This is a genomic window from uncultured Gimesia sp., from assembly GCF_963976445.1.
Taxonomy (GTDB): domain Bacteria; phylum Planctomycetota; class Planctomycetia; order Planctomycetales; family Planctomycetaceae; genus Gimesia.
The window spans coordinates 111,180-132,816 of sequence record NZ_CAXBKP010000007.1; the positions used below are offsets into that span (position 1 = coordinate 111,180).

A 21,637-nucleotide genomic window follows, 5' to 3' on the forward strand; every position below is an offset into this window, starting at 1 on the left:
TTCTCAACGTATTTGTTGTGACATATAGATAAAACACGATCACTCCCTGAAATCTCACCTGACTTTACATTCAAGACGACGAGGCTTTGATGCGGAATTCGACAAGCGCGCTCATATTGTTGTTCGGAATTGTGTTACCGGTTTCTCTCTCTGCAGCAGAAAAGAAAACGGCACTGCCCGCTGACCATGCCCAACGCATGCAGCAGGGATTGGAGCTTTTCAAAAAAGAAGTTCGTCCGCTGCTAGTTGAAAAATGTCTGAACTGCCATGGCGGCAAATCAGTCAAAGGGGACTTCGATCTTTCCAACCGCAAACAACTACTCGATAGCGGCATGATTGAAAAAACCGGTAAAGAGAGCTACCTGATGGCGCTGGTCGAACACCGCGAAGAACCCTTTATGCCACTCAAGGAAAAGAAACTCTCAGAGAAAGAAATCACCAGTCTGTCAAAGTGGATTGATCTGGGAGCCCCTTATGACAAGCCGTTAGCTACATCGAGCAAGTCAGGCTCCGAAAAAATGGTCATTACAGACGATGATCGAAAGTTCTGGTCGTTTCAACCTTTGAGTTCGCCTGCTATCCCCAAGGTCAAAAACAAAACCTGGGGGCAAAACCAAATCGATCCCTTTGTTCTGGAGAAGCTCGAAGAAAAAGGACTGCCCCCCAACGAGCAAGTCAGCAAGCGGACGTATATTCGCCGTGCGTATTTTGATTTAATCGGTCTCCCCCCTACTCCGGCTGAAGTTCAGGAATTTCTTGCCGACCAATCACCTGACGCTTATGAGCATCTGATTGATCGGTTATTATCCAGTCCGCATTACGGCGAACGCTGGGCCCGGCATTGGCTGGACATCGCCCGCTTCGCAGAGAGTCATGGATTTGAGCACGACTACGATCGCAACTTTGCGTATCACTATCGAGACTTTGTGATCAAAGCGCTGAATCAGGATATGCCTTATGATCAGTTTGTCAAATGGCAGTTGGCCGGCGATGAGATAGCACCTGAGAACCCACTGGCATTAATGGCGACCGGGTTTCTGGGAGCAGGCGTATTCCCCACACAGATTACCGCCAACGAAGTCGAACGCACCCGCTATGATGCGCTGGACGACATGCTGAATACCACAGGCCTGGGTATGTTGGGCTTGAGTGTGGGATGTGCACGGTGCCACGATCATAAGTTCGATCCGATTGCCAGCAACGATTACTATCGCATGCTGTCCACATTCACGACCACTGTCCGCACGGAAATTGAAATCGATCTGGACCCCGATAAATACAAACGAGAGAAAGCCAAATTTGATCTGGCCCACGCGCCACTGGTTAAAGTACTACAGGAATACGAAACCACCCAAATCAAAACACAATTTGAAAACTGGCTGAAACAGAGAAAGATTGATACGACACAACTCGATGAATGGATTATCCCCGACGTCGTCAGCCACAGTTCAAAAGGGAAAGCGCGTTTCGAGAAGCTGGAAGATGGTTCGGTGCTGGTCAGCGGACCGAATATCAACCAGGATCAATACACGTTTAAACTAAGAACCAATGTGAAACCGATTCGTTCGATTCGACTCGAAACATTAAGCCATCGTTCTTTCCCTCATCAGGGCCCCGGGCGAGCTGTAAACGGCAACTTCTCTTTGACCGCATTCAAAGTCAAAGCGAAATCGCTCACCGACAAAAAAGGAAATGCGAAAGAGGTGAAGCTGACGAATGCCCGTGCGACTCATGAGCAGAACAAGACCACGCTCTCAGCGAAGAGTGCCATTGACGGGCAATATGGATCGGGCTGGGCCGTCGATCTTGGAGGTATTGGGAAAGATCAGGCGATCGTATTCGATCTGGAAACGCCTCTGGAAGTGGAAGGCGAAACGGAACTCACGATCACAATGTCGTTCACAAACAATGTGAATCACAGCATCGGGCATCCCCGTTTTTCTGTCAGTAATTCCAGTACTCCTGCTGTCAAAACAGGAGCCGGCAGCCCCGAACAACTTTCAAAAGCGCTGCAACTGGTGGAACAGGGACACCCAGATCAACTGACCGCCGCGCAGAAACAGACTCTCGAACGCCGCTTTCGTGAGCAAGATTCCCAATGGGTTGCACTGTCAACAAAAGTTAATCAGCATCTCAAAACGGAGCCTCAGCCGGCTTTGACGAAAGTCATGATCTGCAGCGAAGGCCCCGAGATTAAGCCAGTTCGCCATCACTCGCAAGGCAAAGATTTCTTTGACGAAACGTATTTTCTCACACGCGGAGACACGGAGCAAAAAGGAGATATTGTCAAACAAGGTTTTCTACAGGTGCTGATGCGGTCTCCCCAACAGGAAAAAGTGTGGATCGAAGCCCCTCCAAAATCTGCGACGACCTCGTATCGCCGAACGTCACTGGCAAACTGGATGACTGATACCAAACAGGGCGCGGGTGCTTTATTGGCCCGCGTCATAGCAAACCGCATCTGGCAGCATCATATTGGTAGCGGAATTGTAACGACCCCCAACGACTTTGGTCTTCAAGGCGAGCGGCCCACGCACCCCGAACTGCTGGACTATTTAGCCAATCAACTCATCCAGCATGGCTGGCATCTGAAACCATTACATAAACAAATCATGCTGAGTGCGACGTATCGGCAGTCCACCGACTTCGATCAGGAGAAATCGAAACAGGATCCGGAAAACAAACTTTACTGGCGTCGTTCACCTCAGAGACTGGAAGGCGAAGCCATTCGCGATTCGATTCTCTACATCGGCAATCGACTTGATACAACGATGTACGGCCCCGGTACACTGCAACAAGACAGCCAGCGTCGCAGCATCTATTTCAAAATCAAACGCAGCCAGTTAATCCCGATGATGCAGCTATTTGATGCTCCCGAAGCACTCGTCAGCATCGGACAACGTTCCAGCACCACGATTGCACCACAGGCACTGCTGTTCATGAATGCCAAATTCATTCGAGAAAGTGCCAAATCGTTTGCTAAACGGATTCAAGAGATGCATCCGAATTCACATGAGAAATCGATCGAAAAGGCGTATCATATCGCATTGGGACGTGCCCCCTCTGCCAGTGAAGCCACGATTTCACTGGCCTTCATTCAACAACATCAAACGTCATACGAATCGGAAAAAAAGCCCGAACCCGCACTGCTGGCGCTGACCGATTTCACACACGCGTTATTGAGCACCAACGAATTTGTTTACCCGAACTGATACCGATTTGAAATTCAATATAATAATAAAATAGATCGCCCAACATTTTTCATTGGGGAAACATGATGACACAACCCTATTCAGAACTTCCAGCAATCTCCTTAAACCAACTCATGGCACGGCGGCAGTTACTCAAACGGGCCGGCGGTGGACTCGGTACGCTGGGTCTGCTCAGCTTATTGCAGCAGGAAGGCGTACTAAAGACTGCAGATGCCGCTCCGTCAATTAAAGCAACGAATCCCCTGGCGCCGAAACCGACTCACATGCCTGGGAAAGCAAAGTCCGTGATCTGGCTGTTTATAAACGGCGGGCCAAGCCACGTCGACACCTGGGACTATAAACCCGAACTCGAAAAACGGGACGGCGTTGCTCTGGAAGGCTTCGATAACAAAACCGGTTTCTTCCAGAATGCAGTCGGACCGTTAATGAAAAGCCCGTTTAAATTCAAACAACATGGCGAATCGGGAAAATGGGTTTCTGAGATCTTTCCCCATCTGTCTCAACATGTTGACAAGATGGCGTTCATTCATTCCGGACATACCGAATCGAACAACCACAGCCCCGCGTTATTTATGATGAATTGCGGCATCCCCAAAATGGGATACCCCTGTGTTGGTTCATGGGTGACCTATGGATTAGGCTCCGAAAGCGACAGTCTGCCGGCATTCGTTGTGATGTCAGACCCGCTCGGCCGAGGTCTCCCCAAAGGACACAGCTTAAACTGGGGCGCTGGTTTTCTGCCCAGCGTTTTCCAGGGAACCTACCTGAGACCAACGGGCGAACCAATTGACAATCTGCAACCCCCGTCCGTCCTGACTGAAAAAGGGCGGCAGCGTTCACAGCTCGACCTGTTGAAGTCTTTGAATCGCCAGCACCTTCAGCAAAATGAAGGCGATCAGGAACTGGCAGCGCGGATTGAGAGTTTTGAACTCGCTTATCGCATGCAGAGTGCTGCACCGGAAGCGCTGGATATTTCTCGGGAACCCAAACATCTGCAGGAACAATACGGCATTGGCACTAAAAAGTGTGAGCACTTCGCAAAACAGTGTCTGATCGCCCGACGGATGGTCGAACGCGGCACTCGCTTCGTGCAAATCTATTCGGGTGGAATGGAAAACCAGCGGAGTTGGGACGGTCACTCGGATATTAAAGGCAATCATAGCGGTTTCGCCGCGGAAACCGATCAACCCATCGCCGCGTTACTGGCTGACCTGGAATCGCGCGGGTTACTTGATGAGACGCTGGTGATCTGGGGAGGCGAGTTCGGTCGCTTGCCCATCGCACAAAAAGGGGCAACTCCGGGGCGTGACCACAACCCGCATGCCTTTACCACCTGGCTGGCGGGAGGTGGTGTGAAAGCGGGCACCACGTATGGTGCCACTGATGAGATCGGTTTCAAAGCCACCGAGGATAAGGTGCATGTAAATGATCTTCATGCAACCATTCTGCGACTGTTGGGCATGGATCACGAAAAATTGACCTACCTTTACAGCGGACGACGCTTCCGGTTAACCGATGTCGGCGGACATGTGATCGATAAAATCATCGCTTAGGAATCCGTTTCCGACTGTTTAAACTTGCGACGATACGCAGAAGGCGAAACGCCCATCAGGTTCACAAATTGTTTGGTAAAATAGCTCTGGTCATAAAAACCAGATTCAAGAGCGATTTCGGAAATCCGTTTTTCTGTCCGCGTTAATGACTGGCAGGCGGCGTTGATTCGGACGCGTAAAATATATTTTTGAGGCGTGATCTGATACAGCTTTTTGAATTTGCGATCAAACTGACTGACAGATAAATAAATCAGATCGGCCAGATCGGAAATCTGAATCCGTTCATGATAATGTTCGAGCACGTAAGCAATGACTTTGTCTAATACCTGATACGACTGAAACTCAGCGCCCGCGACTTTGATATCACGCAAGACACCTGCGACGCCAATGACTTTACCACCATCACCGAATAATGGAATCTTGCTGCACAGATACCATTTTAAATTTCCGCCCCGGTCAGGAATGAGCCAGACCTGATTGGCGAGTGGAGCCGCTGACTCCATGACCCGTTGATCTTCAGCGACATATTGTTCTGCTAAATCTTTCGGATGAATATCAAAGTCGGTCTTGCCGATGATATCTTCCTCATGGGGGATGGAGCGAATATCCATCCAGGTGCGACTGATTTTGATAAACCGCCCTTCAGAGTCTTTCGCAAAAAAGTACGCGTCTGGAATATAATTGAACAACTCTTCCAGATGGAGTTTGTGATCCAACCGTTTGATGAAATCGTTCCGAAATTGCTGAGAATCTGTCATGCGTAAATAATACAAATTTATGCGTGTTTTCTACAAGACGACGTTGATCTGACTGACTACTATATGCGAAAATAAACGAATAAGGGGTTTCTTGCGCGTCATTAAAAATAGACACATGCGAAATCTCAATACTGAGCCGGCTTTAAAGCGGTCTGTTCTGTTTTTAATTCATCATATTGGGGCGTATTATGCTGAAGTTTACTGGTCAAGGCACAGCACATACCTGCAGTGGCGTCACACGCCGAGACTTTCTCCAAGTCGGAACGCTGGGCGCGATGGGTCTGTCTCTACCTCAGTACCTGGAAGCCAAAGAACAGGGACTCGTTGATAAAAAGAACGACAACCGATCGGCAATCATGATCTTCAATCTGGGTGCCCCCAGCCAGTTGGATACCTTCGATATGAAACCGGATGCCCCGGCGGAAATCCGCGGCCCTTTTAAACCAATCGACACGGCTTCACCCGATATCAATATTTCTGAGATCCTGCCTCTGCATGCGAAAGTCGCTGATAAATTTTCGCTGGTTCGTTCCTGTTATCATAATGCCGCCGCCGTCCATGATGCCGGCTGGCAGATGATGCAGACAGGTCGCCTCTTTACCGGCGGGGTCAATACGCCCCACATCGGTTCGGTCGTTGATTATCTCCGCGGCCGCAAAACCGATCTGCCTGCAAACGTGGTCCTACCTGAAACAATGGGCCGGGGTGGAGGAAATCTCCCCAACGGTCAGGCTGGCGGATTCCTGGGAAAAGCCCACGATCCGTTTGCATTGATGGCAGACCCGTCCAAACCGAATTTCAAAGTCCCCGACATGCTGCCTCCGAAAGAGATCGGGACCGCCCGTCTGGAACGGCGCAAGAAGATCCGCGACGTCGTGGATAATACGATTGACTATTTTGAATCAACCGAAGACGCCAAGCTGTTGAACGGAAATTTCCATTCTGCCTACCGTCTGATGACCAGTAAAGAAGCACGCGAAGCTTTTGACCTGGCAAAAGAACCAACCAAAGTCCGGGAACGGTACGGCATGAATCGTTTCGGTCAGTGCTGCCTGCTGGCACGTCGCCTGGTGGAAGCGGGAGTGCGTTTTGTGACGATCAATACGTTCCTGACGGTCTTCAATGAAGTCACCTGGGACATACATGGTTCCAAGCCGTTTACTTCCATTGAAGGCATGAAAAATATTGTGGCCCCAATGTATGACCAGGCCTATAGTGCGCTGATCGAAGATCTCTATGATCGGGGCATGCTGGACGAAACACTGGTCTGTAATGTTGCCGAATTCGGTCGAACCCCGAAAGTGAATCCAGCTGGCGGCCGGGACCACTGGCCTCAATGTTTCACCTGTTATTTTGCCGGTGGTGGCGTGCAAGGCGGACGTGTCGTCGGCAGCAGTGACCCGATCGGTGGTGTTCCCGCGGATCGCCCTGTTTCTCCCGGTGATCTGGCTGCAACCGTCTATCACAGCCTCGGCTTTGATCTACATACAGTACTGCCCGGTCCTTCAGGCCGGCCTTTCCCACTGGTTGATGTGGGCAACCATGAAATTCGCGAGCTGTTTTAGCAATACATAATCAACCAAGTTGAACCGTTGATCTTGATATAAATCACGATTTCACCAACACGATTTCACCAAATCGTGCAGGGAGTTTGCCCCCATACTCCTGAGATCACTCCTGATACGTCATCACACAAAGCAAACTATCCATACGATAAAGAGAAGTGCTCTATGTTTCCTGCCAGACGAGTCACACGCTGCATTCTGTTATCAATTTTGACCGGACTACTTGCTCCTGGTATACTCTCCGATTCTCTTCGTGCTGCGGATGCCGTTGATAAAATCGTCCTGCTTCCTGAATCGATTCAACTCTCCGGCAAAGAAGCACGGCATGGCGTTTCCGTTCAGAAAATCAACCATGACAACGAAATTGCAGGACCGGTCACAGCTGAATCTCAACTCTCATCCAGCAATCCCTCGGTCGTCAAGATTGAAGGTCAGACAGTCGTTCCCGTTGGCAATGGTACGGCAGTAATCACTGCGACGCTGGGAAAAATGAAGACCAGCAGCAAGATATCCGTCACAGGGATCGACAAACCACATCAGTGGAATTTCCGGAATGATGTGCAACCCGTGTTAACGAAAGCGGGTTGTAACTCGGGCCCCTGCCATGGTGCATTAGCCGGTAAAGGGGGCTTTCGTTTGTCATTGAAAGCCTATGATGTTAAGGGAGATTTTCACACGATTGTGAAACAATCACGCGGCCGTCGCATTGAATTATCTGACCCGGCACGCAGCCTGTTTCTGATCAAACCAACGGGTGCCGTGCCTCATAAAGGAGGCGTGCGTTTTGAAACGGACTCACCCGAATATCGTATTTTGTCAGAGTGGATTGCACAAGTCGCCCCCGCTCCTGCTGAAACCGATCCAGTCATTGAACGTCTGGAAGTCTTGCCGGCCCGATCCATCCTCGCGAAAGGTCAAACGCAGAATTTGCTCGTTCAGGCTCATTATTCCGACCAATCGGTTCGTGATGTGACACAGTGGACTGCATTTTCTTCTGTCAATGAAAGTGTGGCAACGGTCGACGCCCGAGGAACGGTCAAAGTCACCGGTTTTGGTGAAGGTGCTATTGTCTGTAATTTCTCGAGTAAAATTGCCATCTCCAAAATCACTTCGCCTTACGAACAGAAAATTGCCCCCGCCCTTTATGCGCAATCACCGAAACACAACTTCATCGATGAGCTGGTGGTGAAACAATTAAAACGGTTGAATCTCCCCCCTTCTCCTCAATCGAACGATGCCGACTTTATCCGCAGGGTATTCATCGACACGATTGGTACCCTCCCGAAACCAGAGGAAGTCGAAGCCTTTATTGCTGACAAAAGTCCTGACAAACGAAATCAGTTGATTGACCAACTACTGAATCGGCCGGAATTCGTGGACTACTGGACCTACAAATGGTCGGACCTGTTGCTGGTCAATGGAGCCCTCATTCGCCCACAGGCTGTGAAGGCGTATCATGAATGGATTCACTCGCATGTGCAGCAGAATACTCCCTGGGATGAAATTGTGCGTGAATTGATTACCGCGCAAGGTAGCAGTATCGAAAACGGTGCCACCAACTTTTACGCGATCCATCAGGATCCGGAATCGATGACGGAAAACGTCAGTCAGGCATTTTTGGGTCTGGCGATCGGGTGTGCGAAATGCCACAACCACCCATTAGAGAAATGGACGAACAATCAATATTACGCGATGGCAAATTTCTTTTCCCGCGTTCGCGCCAAAGGCTGGGGCGGCAGTAAGAGTTCAGGAGATGGCATCCGGACCCTGTTCGTGGCGACAGAAGGAGATCTGGTACAACCTTTGACGGGTAAACCGCAACCGCCGACTCCCCTGGATGGAGAAGCCATCGACATCAATGCCCCGGAAGACCGCCGCGTTTATCTGGCAAACTGGTTGACATCGAAAGAGAATCAATTATTCAGCCGTTCGATTACCAATCGCGTCTGGGCCAACTTCTTTGGCGTGGGCCTGGTGGAATCGGTAGATGACATGCGGGAATCGAATCCGGCCAGCAATGAAGAATTACTCGCTGCGTCTTCTGACTATCTGGTCCAGCAGCAGTTTGATTTGAAAGCACTGATGAAAGTCATCCTGCAGTCAGCCGCGTATCAACGCAGCAGTCAGCCGTTACCGGAGAATAAGGATGAGAAGCGATTTTACTCGCGGTATTATCCCCGCCGTATGATGGCCGAGGTTCTGCTCGATTCGATTTCGCAAGTCACCGATGTTCCCGATGAGTTCAACATGTTTTTTGAGCCAGATCCCAAAAAGACTGACTTTTACCCCAAAGGAACCAAAGCCATTCAGCTTTATGATTCCTCGGTCATCTCCTATTTCCTGAAAACCTTCGGTCGGAACGAGCGGATGATTACCTGTGAATGCGAACGGACAGAAGAGCCGACGATGGTGCAGGTCCTGCATCTTTCCAATGGTGATACAATCAACGATAAACTCAAAGCCAAGGAGAGCCGCGTCACCAAATTACTGGACGCAAAAAAAACAGACAAGGAACTGATTGCCACTATTTACATGCTCTGTCTGTCCCGAAAACCGACCGAAAAAGAGGAAACGCAACTGGCGAAACTGCTGTCGGAAACGCCTCAGGCAGAAAAACGCCAGGCCGTCGAAGACTTGTTCTGGGGCATTCTGAGCAGCCGCGAGTTTCTGTTTAATCACTAAAACTCTCGAACAGACTTATCAATATCATAAAACACACCTTTATATACAGCTGACTTGAGGTCATCGATGTTACAACTCCTGTCAAAAACCAGCTTGCTTCTCACGTTCATTTTAATAATCGGCCGGTCGGACTCTCTCCCGGCCGCCGAAACGCAGATTGAATATTCAAAGCAGATTGCCCCTCTGTTCCGAAAATATTGTGAAGGCTGCCATAGTGTCGATGATGCCGAGGGAAAATTCGCCATCGATTCCTACGCAAGTCTGCTGAAAGGGGGAAAACATGGACCTGCGGTTCTACCCGGTGACAGTAAGAGCAGCCGTCTGATTCGTATGATCACAGGCGAAGCCAAACCGGTGATGCCTCCGGAAGATAGTGGCGAGAAACTCACTCCCCAGGAAATCACGCTACTGGTCGAATGGGTCAAGCAGGGCGCGAAAGGTCCTTCCGGAAAAACACCTGCCCGCAGGGAACTGATGGTGCCGGAAATCGCATCATCCAAGACAGTTCCCAAACCGATTGCTTCGCTGGACTGGTCGCCGACAAACGATCTGATTGCGATTGCCCGTTATTCAGAAGTTAATCTGTTATCGGGAGCCTCGAACAAAATCATCCGCACTATCAAAGGTCTCCCCGGCAAAGTGAATTCCGTTCGCTTCAGTCCGGATGGAACGTGGCTGATTACATCATCCGGCACCACAGGTTTATTCGGTCAGGCTGCCATCTGGGATGTAGCCACGGGGAAGAAGCTCCAGGAATTTATCGGCCATAAAGATGTCTTGTACGCCGCTCAGATCAGTCCGAACAAGAAATGGCTGGCGACGGGCAGTTACGATCAGAATATCATTCTGTGGGATGTCGCGACTGGTAAACAGATCCGTTCGTTGACCGGCCATAATGGTGCCATCTTTGATCTGGCATTCAGCCCGGACAGTACGACACTAGCCAGTGCATCCGCCGACTCGACTGTTAAAGTCTGGCAGGTCACGACCGGAAATCGTCTCGATACTCTGAGCCAGCCGCTCAAGGAACAGGTCTCTGTCACATTCAGTCCCGATGGCAATTTCATCCTGGCGACAGGGGCAGACAACCGCATTCGGAAATGGCGATTTGTTTCTCGAAAATCGGCGAAAATCAATCCCCTGATTTATGCCCGATTTGCTCATGAAAACCCAGTCATTCAAATCGTGCATTCACCCGATGGGAAACTGCTAGGATCTATTTCCGATGATCTTGCTCTCAAAATCTGGGATGCCAGGCAGCTTCAGCTCTTACACGTCGTAGAAAATCTACCGACAATCCCGACCTCGGTTACTTTTTCCCCTGATTCCAGAACGGCGATTGTGGGATTTAGTAACGGACTCTTAAAACGTTTTCCACTACCGACAACGCTTGCTGCTCCTGCTAATAAACAGCAAGTCGTGAAAACCGATTCAACTTCAATGTCCACTCGCAAAGACAATCCCAAACCAATTCAAATCAAAGAATCGGAACCCAACAACCAACCCAGCCAGGCAACCGGGTTGACGTCCCCCGCTGTTGTCGCCAGTGGTATCATTGAATCAGCGCAAAAGAATCAAACCGACGTGGACCTGTATCGATTCGAATCCAAAGCGGGTGAAGAGTGGCTTATTGAAACCAACGCGGCTCGTAATAAATCAAAACTCGACTCGAAAATTGAAGTCCTCGATACAGAAGGCAAACAAATTCCGCGCGTCTTACTGCAAGCGGTCCGCGATTCCTATTTCACGTTCCGCGGAAAAGACTCGAATATCCTGAGCGATTACCGAATTCATAACTGGCAAGAAATGGAATTAAACGAATATCTGTATGCCAACGGGGAAGTCGTCAAGCTCTGGCTCTATCCACGTGGCCCAGATTCAGGATTCAACGTCTATCCCGGCAGTGGTGGTAAACGATATACCTACTTTGGAACCAGCCCGATCACACACGCGCTGCACGAACCGTGTTACATTGTTGAGCCACATCCAGTCGGAAGCGAATTACCACCCAACGGACTGCCCGTTTTCACAGTCTATTATGAAAACAACGATGATGGCCGTCGCGAACTGGGCGATGATTCTCGACTGTTTTTTAAAGCACCGAAAGACGGCGTCTATTATGTGCGTGTCTCTGATGTGCGTGGATTCCAGGGAAAAGAGTTCCACTATGAGTTGACGGTTCGTCCCAGAAAACCGGGATTCAAAGTCACTCTGAAAGGAGCCAACCCAAAAGTCAACGCAGGCAGCGGTAAAGAATTTGAAGTCGTTGCCCAGCGCAGGGATGGTTTTGATGGACCGATTCAAATTGATATCTCCGAAGTCCCCCCCGGATTTCATGTGACCAGCCCGATCATCATTCAGGCAGGCCATGACCGGGCTTACGGAGTAATTTCAGCTGACCCGGCCCCTCTAATTAAAGGTCCGCTGATAGCATCCAGACCAGACGATGCCCGCTACACCCCGATCAAAGTTACCGCAACCGCGACTATCGCCGGTGTGAAACAAACCGATGCTGTGAATTCTTTGGGAACGATTCAGCTACTGGAAAGACCCAAATTAATTATCCGCATGGTGCCAATGAATACAGATAAATTGAGCGTTGCGGGTGACAATCTGGAATTGATCCCAAACAAACCGCTGGAGCTGACTATACACCCCGGCGAAACCATTGCTGCCAAGGTTCTGCTATTACGGAACGGCTACAAAGGTGTAGTCGGATTTGGTCGCGAGTATGCGGGACGCAATCTGCCCCACGGAGTCTATGTGGATAACATCGGCTTAAACGGACTGTTACTTTTAGACGACATGAATGAACGAACCTTTTATCTGACAGCGGCCAAGTGGGTACCCGAAACAACGCGGCTATTCCATATCCAAGCCGCCCAGGATGGAAAACAGACTTCGATCCCCGTATTACTACATGTCAAACGAAAAGATAAACTGGCCACAACTTCGAACTAAGTTGTACGTTTGAAGCGTGCAGTATAAACGAGTTTGACACGCTTTATTTTACTAACGGCTGCGACGGATTCGAAGTCAATGCCGGCAGTGGTGCGTGGGGATAAGCGACGGGTTGATAACGAATCGCCAGTTCAGGCGTTTTCAGTTTTTTGCCGTCAAGGCTTCGTGAAGTCAGAGCCCGGTCGAGAATGCCACTTGTTAATAACGTTCGCTCGATGGGATAACTCGGACGTCCGGTATGGACCATGCACTCGATGGCTTTCAACAGATACGCAAAATGCGGATGAGCGGGTTCGGTTCGCTCTTCGAACTGAGTGGCGACTGGCTGCTTTTGCCCTTTTAGTTTCAGCGCCACCGAAGTTCGGTTGACTGACTGCAGCATAAACAAGGCTCCCAGAAAACCGTCGTTGTACTTAAACAGAAACAGCCCCGCATCGCGATCAGCACGAATATCACCTTTCCCCACTTTCGGTACCGACGCCAGTGCGGCGTTAAACACGTCTTGGGAAACGATGCCTGCATCGAGGGCATTCCACATCGCATCACCCTCTAAGTATTGCACCCATTCCACGCCGCTTTCAGCTCCCTGACGTCGCTCCACCAGACATTGAAAGCACTCGAGCGCGTGAATCCCATAGATGTCGAGACCGGAGTAACCGATTCCCACCGCGGCCTCTATTTCAGACCCCAGTGGAACATTGAGATCCGGTTTACGATATGTAAGAGGAAGTGACGACCCGGCCATGAAGGGAATCTTCATCTTCTGAGCACGATCATACATCCATTTCGCATCGGTCCATACGGGGCCGGGATGTTTGTCATTAAACACGGGCACGACGCGGTCATATTTCCGAAAAGCATCGGTAATCTCTTTGAAAAAACGCCGACGTGGATAGAGCTGCTGCCCTTTATCATTGAAAGGATAGTCACCGTGCTCTCCGATGCTGATGACGCCATCAACGGGAATCTGATCCGTTCCAACAGTAACTGCCTTTTCAATTGAATCGTAAATTGGCACATTATATTTCGCGGCCATCTTACGAGACAGATCCCGATCGGAAACCTGATCAACATACAAAGAAGAAAGTTTCAATGCCGGCCCGGTTCCACCATCTTGTTTCCACCCCTCCAGAATTTTCCCAATCAGCACATCGGCGTGTGTTTTGGGTTCATAGATTGATACGATCGCGGCGACCGACTTCACTTTGACTCGCTTCGTCGGGGTCGCACCTGCACGCTGAGTAGCGGCACCACAGGCGACGGCGGCTGCGCTGGCCAGCCAGTCTCTGCGAGAAATAAGCATGGAATTCTTCATCGTTTCACTTTAGCCCTCAAAGGATTCAAGTTGTTGATCCAAAGACCGGGATACTCCCATTCTTGCGCAGAAAACGAGACACGTTTGAATCAGATTCATCATCTTACCGCAGCATGATCGATTCCATACGAACAGACATGTTTCCTGTGGAAGTGTTTGAGAACTCTCAAATCAACTCCCACAGGAATCAGGTACATCTCCGTGACCAAATCTGGTTTTGTAATTGGTCTGGAATTAGTCTTTCTTTTGAAACAGCTCATGATCAGGATTTCCCACTGATCTCAAGTAGGCCAATAGGTCCAACGCTTCCTCTTTAGTCAACGTATCCACGAGACCCGTAGGCATCATGGAAGACTTGGAAGGCATCATTTCTTCAACCGTATCCCGGTTGACGCTGGTCAAATTACTGGGGTTGGCCATATCGGTGAGCACCATCAGATTCTTACCATGCAGATTGATAACGCGTCCGTTCACAACACGACCATCGTCGAGTACAAACATGGTTGATGCGTATTGATCGGAAATCACTTTGGAAGGTTCAATGATCGACTCCAACAGATTTTGTGCATTAAAGCGACCACCTGCTCCAGTGAGATCCGGTCCAATCGTTCCTCCTTCGCCAGCAAAGCGATGGCATTTGAAACAGGTGGCGGCAGCAAACATTTCCCGCCCCCGCTCAAAGTTCCGCTGAACCTTATCAGTATTCGCTGCGTTTAAGAGTTCCGCGACGGTCCACTTTTTGACAAACGGTCGTGGTGGCCCTTGAGCAATGGGTTCTGCCTTTTCCAGATTCACATCCAGAATGGACTTGAGCGTTTCTTTCTCAGCGTCAGACAGAGTTTTAATCGCTTCCGCACGGATATTCACGAGGAACTTATTAAATGACATCCCCCCTTTGTGAGCCGTTGATTTCAAGTACCACTCAAAATACTTCTTACGCAAATCATCATTCCAGCCCGTCGTCAGACTACTGAGCACCTTGGCATAATGAATCTGCTCTTCCTGTGTCAGTGCTTTCCCTTGCAATTCCAGTGTCCGTTCAATGACTTTGGGTGCGTTCAAATAAACCAGAACTTGACTTAATTCGCGGTTCATAAATGAATTCTTTGCCGGATAAGCGCCGTTAATTTGGGCGAGCACATCCTTTCGTTCTGATTCCGTTGGTTCACCCAATCGAATAAACACGAGCTGATACAACCGCAGTAAATCCATTTTCTGCGTCTTGTTTAACGCATTCCAGTCCAGGCTCTTCAAACGGTTAATTAACGGTGTCTTAAATGCTGGTTTTCCATTTCGTGCCAAAGCGATGCCAGCGTTAATCAGCGTGGCTGGATCTTTTTCTAACAGCACAGAATTCTGCCATTGTTCCACAGGCTGGTGCTCCAGCGCGATGCGTGCGGCATAGCGAATGTGTCGATCATCGTGCCCCAGATAAGGCCATACAGAATGAACAATGGTTTCCGCCTGTTGACCGTGAAAGGCTTCGATATCGCGACGCAGTTCACGGAGGGCTGCCAACTGATCTGGTTTCGGTTCCACAGGAGCCGTGGATTCGTTTCCGGTATACGTAATACGGTACAAACCAGACTGTGTCTTACGACCACCAATTGTAAAATAGAACGCGCCATCTACAGGATTGACAACCAGATCCGTCACCGGAAGTGGTGTGGCAGAAGCAAATTTTTCGTAAGTAGCGACATACGAAGAACCCTGTGGCTTCATATGTACGGCGTAAATGATTCCGTAGCTCCAGTCAGAAATGAACAATGCATCCTGATATTTCGCTGGAAATTTCGTACCAGTCCCAAAGACGATCCCGGTTGGTGATCCCTGACCGATATTCACAATCGCAGGCAGACTGTCGGGATAATAGTCGGGCCATTTACCGGTTCCAGAACGCCAGCCAAATTCACTACCACTGGTAACATGATTCACACGGGTGGGACGATACCAAGGCGAACCCACATCCCATTCCATGTCGGCATCATAAGTAAACAGCTCTCCTTCAGGATTGAAGGCGATGTCATATTCGTTACGGAATCCGATGCTGACGATCTCAAATTCTTTTCCTTCAGGATCGGTACGACAGATCCAGCCCCCCGGTGCCAATTTACCGGCGGCATGACCGCGCGCATCCCAGAGGCGGGGTAGGAGTAAATCTTCGTCCCAATTACGAGGAACAACCGATTTTTCTGGAGCAGGCAGGTTGGTATGATTACCGGCTGCGATATAAAGTGATTTTTTATCGGGCGAGAGAATAATCGCATGGGGTCCGTGTTCGCCGGCCCCTTTGATTTCTCTCAGAAATTTGACTTCATCAAACTGATCGTCACCGTTGGTATCTTTCAAGCGATACAAGCCGGAAGGACGTTCCTTGCCGCCATTGACGACAGCATACAGACTGTCAAACGCATACAGCAGGCCATGCGCCATTCCCATATCGACGGGAAGTTTTTCCACTTGAGTATCGTTTGTTTCGGATCCAATTTTAGCAGGCGTAATCCGGTAGAGATCGCCATACTGATCTGAAGCAATCAGACGTCCTTTAGGATCAATCGTCATGCTGACCCAGGAACCCTGTTCATCGGTGGGAACGGAATACAGCAATTCGATTTTGAAATCTTTCAGTAATTTAATTTGATCGACGAGGGTCGCTTTTGCAGAAGCGGGTGGTTCCGTATTTTCCAGTGAAATCGATTCGATTTCGACCAGACCTTTTCGACTGGCAGGATCAATTCGTAAACCGGTCAGTTCGGAGTCTGCATAAAAAACAAACGCCAGATCCTGCCATTTGTTATTATTATTGTTTCTTGTCTGGAACTTTTCAGAACGGGAATCGGCGTAACCGTTTTGTTCCTGGGTTTTCCAGTAGATTTCGCCCTTTAGTTTCTGAGTGGACCGTACACGGAGTTTGATTTTTTTCCAGCCGGCCGGCGATTTTAACTCTCGACCGAAGTGAGGGTCTTTGCCGGTGCTATGGACCTGAAGTGTTTTATCTTTCACGTCTAACGAACAATCCGTATAGGCGGCCCAGCCATGGTCACTATCAGCAAACGTCCATTTCTGGGTCGAATGCGATTTGCTGGCATCGTCTGCCATTAACGGATGTGAGACCAGTACTGCGCTAACGGCAATACATAAAGTTTTGACTGTTTGAATCACGTTGCTGCCCCTGCTTCGGTGTCAAATGGAAAATGAATTAATATCAATTTGTGATGTTGGGTTGGCCTGATCTAATTCTCGAAATAAAACAGCCTGAATTCGTCTCAACCAGAAAACAGAAAGGGTTTCATATTGCTGGAACCCGAATCACCCAATATCGCGATCTTCCATAATAACAGCTGGTTGACGCATTGAAAACTGGACTGTATTCATTTTTATTTATTTGATTTCTATCAGGTAAGCTCGATATTTCTACGAAATCATTGCATCATATAAGTAAGTCAATCATCATAATAATTCCAATCTCATCTGATCTTCTGCACAACATACAAACAAGGAGCCTCGCTTGATGACTTGTCGTGAAATGATTCGGAACTGCACTCTTTTAGCAACAATATTAAGTATTTCACTCTTCTTTGCTGGTTGTAATCAGCAAACGGGAAATCAAAATTCGGGCGCATCTGACCCCAAACCTTCCGATACTTCGAATACAAAGTCTCCCGAGAAAAATGATGTGGCTTTTGTCACAAACGGGATCGCTTCGTTCTGGGTCATTGCACAGAAAGGCGCAGAAAAAGCGGGAGAAGACCTGAATGTGAACGTAGAAGTTCGTATGCCTCCCCAAGGTGTGACAGATCAAAAACGAATGGTACAGGAACTTCTGGCACAAGGCACTGACGGAATTGCCATCAGTCCGATTGATCCAGATAATCAACATGACCTTTTACAGGAAATCGCTGACAATTCCATTCTGGTCACACAGGATTCCGATGCCCCCAAAAGCCCGCGGCAATGTTATATTGGGATGGACAACTACGAAGCAGGCCGAATGTGTGGTGAACTGGTCAAGGATGCGTTACCTGAAGGTGGCGAAATCATGTTGTTTGTCGGGCGTCTGGGGCAGGCCAATGCCAAGCTTCGACGTCAGGGTGTAATTGATGAAGTAATGGGACGTTCGCATGATAACAAACGCTATGATGAACCGGGAAAAGTTATAAAAAACGATAAATACACGATCCTCGATACACGCCTGGATGACTTTGATTTCCCACAGGCAAAAGCAAATGCACAGGATGCGATTGCGAAACACCCCAACCTGAAATGTATGGTTGGCTTGTTTGCCTATAATCCGCCCTTATGCTTAGAAGCAATACGAGATGCCGATAAATTGAAAGAAATAAAAGTCGTCTCGTTTGACGAAGAGGGACCAAGCTTACAAGGTATCATCGACGGAACTGTTGTTGGAACGGTAGTTCAAAACCCCTATCAATATGGCTATGAATCAGTACGAGTTTTGAATGCACTGGCCAACGGCGACAAATCAGTCGTGCCAGAAAATAAAATCATACACATCCCTGCTCGCAAGATTACAAAAGACAATGTAAAAGAGTTTTGGGCAGAGTTGAAATCCCTGACCACTGATGCCGATCAAAAAAAGAAAGTAAAAACGGATATTTTGAATCAAGATCTCAAGCCAACAGATATATCTACAGAAAAACAGAAAGATGCGAAGTCGGATGAGTAGTACCAGTTCGGCTCATTCAGTACCGCTTCTGGAAGTACAGAAGATTACAAAGCAGTTCCCCGGTGTAAAAGCATTAAGCCAGGTCAGTCTGACCTTAAATCGTGGGGAAGTGCTGGCAGTGATTGGGGAAAACGGGGCTGGTAAAAGCACCTTGATGAAAATCTTGGCAGGTGTCCAGCCCCCGGATTCCGGAAACTTGTTGATCGACGGAACGACCGTCTCGAATTCCAATGTAGAGGATGCGATTGACTGCGGAATCGCGTTGATTCATCAGGAATTAAACCTGTGTGATAATCTGGATATTGCAGCGAATATTTTCCTGGGGCGTGAGCCGAATTCACGGGGCATCATTCGCCAGAAGCAGACATATCTTGAATCCGAAAAGCTGCTGAAACGGGTCGGGTTAAATATTTCACCGCAGACACTGGTGGGTAACCTGACTGTTGGACAGCAGCAAATGGTGGAAATCGCGAAAGCGCTCTCGATCAATGCTCGGATTCTGATTATGGACGAGCCCACATCTTCCCTCTCGCTGCATGAATCTGAAGCACTGTTTTCCGTCATTCGGGAACTGAAAGCGCAAGGCGTCAGTATCATTTATATTTCCCACCGTCTGGGTGAAGTCAACGATCTGGCTGACCGGGTAGTTGTGCTGCGTGATGGTGAAAATGCCGGCGATCTGGATCGGGATTCCATTTCGCATGATCGCATGGTGCAGATGATGGTGGGACGCAATGTTTCCCAATTCTTTACTCACACTCCTCATCAACCAGGTGAGGTCGTTCTACAGGTAAGAAATCTGCGTACTCCGGCAAATCCGACACACCCAATCAACTTTTCACTGAGAAAAAATGAAATCGTTGGAATTTCTGGTCTGGTCGGCGCTGGTCGAACAGAGCTGATGCAGGTCCTGTTTGGAATCGACGCCCCTCAAGGGGGAACGATTTTCATAAATGGTCGCGAAATTCGAATTCATTCACCCCAAGATGCCATCACAGCGGGTTTGGCACTGGTTCCCGAAGATCGCAAACTACAGGGCTTGATTCTGGAAATGGCGGTTCGCGAGAACATGAGTCTGGCCAGTCTCTCCCGCGACAAGAAGTTACTGGGAATGATCAATTTTTCGAAGGAGCAAGTCATCTCGGAAGAAATGATTGCCGCCATGAAGATCAAGACCCCCAGTGATCGCCAGATTGTTCAGTTTTTATCGGGGGGGAATCAGCAAAAGGTCGTATTAGGAAAATGGTTGGCCATGAAACCCAGTGTCCTACTACTGGATGAACCGACACGCGGCGTGGACGTGGGTGCTAAGGAAGAGATTTACAACCTGATGAATGAACTGGCATCCTCGGGAATGGCTGTTTTGTTTGTCAGCAGTGACTTGGAAGAAATTCGCGGAGTCTCAGATCGTGTGCTCGTGATGCATGAAGGCCAGCTTACAGGAGAACTGTCTCGAGAGGAACTAAGCGAAGAAGCCATAATGCAACTGGCAACCGGGCAAACAGGTAAAGCAGTGACGACTTGATCTATTATTTTTCCAAAACTGAATAGCGCTTAAGAGTTTGAATCATGAATAAAATCCTGGGCATTTTAATATTGTTGATAGTCGTGTGTACGGTGACAGCGATCTCGAATGAAAATTTCTTCTCCGCCTACAACATGCAAAATGTGACTCGATTAACCTCGTTGTTTGGCATTATCAGTATTGGTGTGGCCTTCGTGATTATTTCCGGAGGCATCGACCTTTCGATCGGTTCGGTTATTTGTCTCGTGGGAAGCTTACTGCCCTATCTTCTTGTAGAACAAAACTTTTCCATCACCAGCGCCCTGTTATTCGTCGGGACAATTTCAATCTTAATCGGGCTATTTCATGGATTACTGATTACCAAGCTCAAATTACAACCATTTATTGTGACACTGTGTGGGCTGCTGATTTACCGGGGAATTGCCCGGGGAATTACCGAAGATCAGACGCAGGGCTTTGGAACGGGATATACCGGATTACGCTATTTAGCAACTGGAAAAGTCGAAATCCCCTTGATTGAAGGATTCAAACTCCCCGTGCCCTTTCTGATCATGCTCGGCCTGGCCGTCGTAGCTGCCTTCTTTTTGAATAAAACCATTTTCGGTCGCTACTTGAAGGCCATTGGTAATAATGAAGCAGCCGCACGCTATTCCGGAATTAGAACAGACCGCGTGGTGATCATGTCTTATGTGATCTGCTCCTTTTTATCCGGTGTGGGTGGTGTCTTATTCGCCTTGGATATTAATTCGGTCCAGCCGGAAGGCATCGGTAATTTTTATGAACTGTACGCCATTGCAGCCGCCGTTCTGGGAGGGTGCAGCATTCGCGGGGGCGAAGGCAGTATTCTGGGAGTTGTGATCGGAGCCGCTTTGATGCGGGTTCTCCGTAATTCAATTACCATGCTGGGGATTCCCTCTCAACTGGAATTTGCTATCATTGGAGCAGTCATCTTAGTCGGGGTAATCTCAGATGAGCTTGTAAAACGCTATGCCCAAAAACGCAGAGCGATTCTGCAGGCAAGACAGACCTCTGGATAGTTCCTTTCAGTTATTTCGTGGATCAATCAGCATGATTACTTATGAATATTATTGCGAAGCCAACGGCAAAACCGTCGAAGTCAGCCATCGCATGTCGGAATCTCTCAAAACTTGGGAAGAGCTTTGTCAAAAAGCGGGAATCCCCTTGGATGAGACTCCCAAAGCAACTCCCGTTGAACGCCTCATTTCGGGAGGGCTGCTGTTTAAAGGGGAGAGTTCCAAGAAAAAGTCACAACTCCCGATGGCCGATCCCGGATGCGGTAGTTCCAACTGTTGCCGCCACTAACTACCCCGCCCCGTGAATGCGCACCTGAATCATCCTACTGTCGCTGTTAAAGGTTT

General features: G+C 48.9%; 12 protein-coding genes. 9 read left to right on the plus strand and 3 right to left on the minus strand.

What is annotated here, in order from left to right; all coding sequences use genetic code 11:
• Window positions 1-89 precede the first annotated feature (89 nt).
• The gene (locus AAC022_RS10095; protein WP_339730592.1) at window positions 90-3,212 is read left to right on the plus strand and encodes a DUF1549 and DUF1553 domain-containing protein; all 3,123 of its coding nucleotides are present in this window, start codon (window positions 90-92) and stop codon (window positions 3,210-3,212) included.
• A 62-nt stretch (window positions 3,213-3,274) separates the two neighbouring features.
• The gene (locus AAC022_RS10100) at window positions 3,275-4,765 is read left to right on the plus strand and encodes a DUF1501 domain-containing protein (protein WP_339730595.1); all 1,491 of its coding nucleotides are present in this window, start codon (window positions 3,275-3,277) and stop codon (window positions 4,763-4,765) included.
• Here the strand turns inward: AAC022_RS10100 and AAC022_RS10105 are convergent.
• Window positions 4,762-5,523, minus strand: coding sequence for an AraC family transcriptional regulator (locus AAC022_RS10105; RefSeq protein ID WP_339730597.1), 762 nt, complete (start codon window positions 5,521-5,523; stop codon window positions 4,762-4,764). The genes AAC022_RS10100 and AAC022_RS10105 overlap by 4 nt on opposite strands.
• Window positions 5,524-5,711: 188 nt before the next feature.
• On the opposite strand from AAC022_RS10105, the gene AAC022_RS10110 reads away from it, so the two are divergent.
• From AAC022_RS10110 to AAC022_RS10120, 3 genes are all read left to right on the plus strand, one after another.
• Window positions 5,712-7,088 carry a DUF1501 domain-containing protein gene (locus AAC022_RS10110; RefSeq protein ID WP_339730599.1) on the plus strand — a complete coding sequence of 459 codons (1,377 nt, stop codon included), beginning with the start codon at window positions 5,712-5,714 and terminating at the stop codon, window positions 7,086-7,088.
• A gap of 165 nt (window positions 7,089-7,253) precedes the next feature.
• Entirely contained in the window at window positions 7,254-9,770 is a 2,517-nt protein-coding gene (locus AAC022_RS10115) for a DUF1549 domain-containing protein (RefSeq protein ID WP_339730601.1), read from the plus strand.
• A gap of 66 nt (window positions 9,771-9,836) precedes the next feature.
• Window positions 9,837-12,731, plus strand: coding sequence for a c-type cytochrome domain-containing protein (locus tag AAC022_RS10120; RefSeq protein ID WP_339730603.1), 2,895 nt, complete (start codon window positions 9,837-9,839; stop codon window positions 12,729-12,731).
• Window positions 12,732-12,774: 43 nt separating this feature from the next.
• Here the strand turns inward: AAC022_RS10120 and AAC022_RS10125 are convergent, their stop codons facing one another.
• Window positions 12,775-14,034 carry a hypothetical protein gene (locus AAC022_RS10125; protein WP_339730604.1) on the minus strand — a complete coding sequence of 420 codons (1,260 nt, stop codon included), beginning with the start codon at window positions 14,032-14,034 and terminating at the stop codon, window positions 12,775-12,777.
• Between the two features lie 246 nt (window positions 14,035-14,280).
• Window positions 14,281-17,208: a c-type cytochrome gene (locus tag AAC022_RS10130; RefSeq protein ID WP_339730606.1), complete on the minus strand. Its 2,928-nt coding sequence runs from the start codon at window positions 17,206-17,208 to the stop codon at window positions 14,281-14,283.
• Between the two features lie 349 nt (window positions 17,209-17,557).
• Here AAC022_RS10130 and AAC022_RS10135 point away from each other — a divergent pair, with 349 nt between their 5' ends.
• Genes AAC022_RS10135 through AAC022_RS10150 form a run of 4 tightly spaced genes read left to right on the plus strand, consistent with a single transcriptional unit; the run spans window position 17,558 to window position 21,581 of the window.
• Window positions 17,558-18,733 (plus strand): sugar-binding protein, encoded by a 1,176-nt coding sequence (locus tag AAC022_RS10135; protein ID WP_339730608.1) that lies wholly within the window; start codon window positions 17,558-17,560, stop codon window positions 18,731-18,733.
• Window positions 18,714-20,258, plus strand: coding sequence for a sugar ABC transporter ATP-binding protein (locus AAC022_RS10140; protein WP_339730611.1), 1,545 nt, complete (start codon window positions 18,714-18,716; stop codon window positions 20,256-20,258). Before AAC022_RS10135 ends, AAC022_RS10140 begins: the two co-directional genes overlap by 20 nt.
• Window positions 20,259-20,302: 44 nt before the next feature.
• Complete coding sequence (locus tag AAC022_RS10145) at window positions 20,303-21,295, plus strand: ABC transporter permease (RefSeq protein ID WP_339730613.1); 993 nt, start codon at window positions 20,303-20,305, stop codon at window positions 21,293-21,295.
• A 31-nt stretch (window positions 21,296-21,326) separates the two neighbouring features.
• The gene (locus AAC022_RS10150) at window positions 21,327-21,581 is read left to right on the plus strand and encodes a hypothetical protein (RefSeq protein WP_339730614.1); all 255 of its coding nucleotides are present in this window, start codon (window positions 21,327-21,329) and stop codon (window positions 21,579-21,581) included.
• Window positions 21,582-21,637: the final 56 nt, after the last annotated feature.